Annotated in this window: 1 protein-coding gene; it reads left to right on the top strand. The window is 56.4% G+C overall.

The genetic code is table 11. The annotated features are described in order from the left end of the window. The first annotated feature begins 214 nt into the window (after window positions 1-214). The gene (locus IG178_RS24455) at window positions 215-781 is read left to right on the top strand and encodes a hypothetical protein (RefSeq protein ID WP_193215208.1); all 567 of its coding nucleotides are present in this window, start codon (window positions 215-217) and stop codon (window positions 779-781) included. Window positions 782-872 lie beyond the last annotated feature (91 nt).

Here is an 872-nt window from a genome sequence, read left to right as displayed (position 1 = left end):
TGCCATGGCTCGCGTCCCGGGGAGCAGTGGCCGGGCCAGCGGGAGGAAATCGGGCTGGAACAGGGTGGGGTTTTTCGACAGTTTCAACAAGTCGTGGGAGATCGACGCTTAACCGCCGCCTTGTTGCGTTCCGCCCCGTGGATTCGGAACGCTTCCATTTCCTCGACGCGCGGCCTTGCGTTCGCGCGTCTCCACTGAGACGTTGTGCCAAAAAATGAACCGCGCCCTCGCCATCCTTTGCTTTGCTGCGCTGGTTGGTTGTGGCGACAACCACAAAACTATGAGTTCTGGTAATCTCCCCGAGGGATGGACTGCAGGCGACGCAGTTCCGCACGATCAAATCTATTCTGATCCTCCCGATTCCCCAGCCGCCACGCGAATCCAGTTCTACGGACTTATGGAGGGGGATCCCGGACACCGGCTTTATTCCATTCCTGCGGATACGCCTATAGCTGAGGTCGTGAAGGCGTTTGAGGTGGGCTCACACGGATCGATGAGCTACGGCTACGAATCAGGCGCTACCGTTAATCTAGTCGCAGACAAGGCCACCAAGATTTCGGAGATCATTCCATGCCGTATAACTTTCGCTGACCCTGCTGGGTTGAAGCTACGGTTCTCCAGGCAGGTGACGGAGGACCACTTAAAGCAGATCGAAGCGCTTTTCCCCGAAGAGGAAGTCATGCAGGCTGGCCTCGAGCGCTACCTGTCAGAATGGGATGGCGAGAGTTCAATCTTGGCACCAGTATTGCAGGAGAATTTGTTCCACTTCTGGTGGGACTAACTGAGGTGAGCTGGATTTCTGGACCACCAACCTTCAGAAACCCCATCCATGAATCCGAAGCCCCGGCGACGCTACACCGCCGAATTCAAAT

Origin of the sequence: Neoluteolibacter marinus (genome assembly GCF_014904755.1) — a bacterium.
Lineage (GTDB): Bacteria > Verrucomicrobiota > Verrucomicrobiia > Verrucomicrobiales > Akkermansiaceae > Haloferula > Haloferula marina.
Note: the sequence above shows the minus strand (reverse complement) of the source record. Positions and strands in the feature narration are given on the sequence as shown.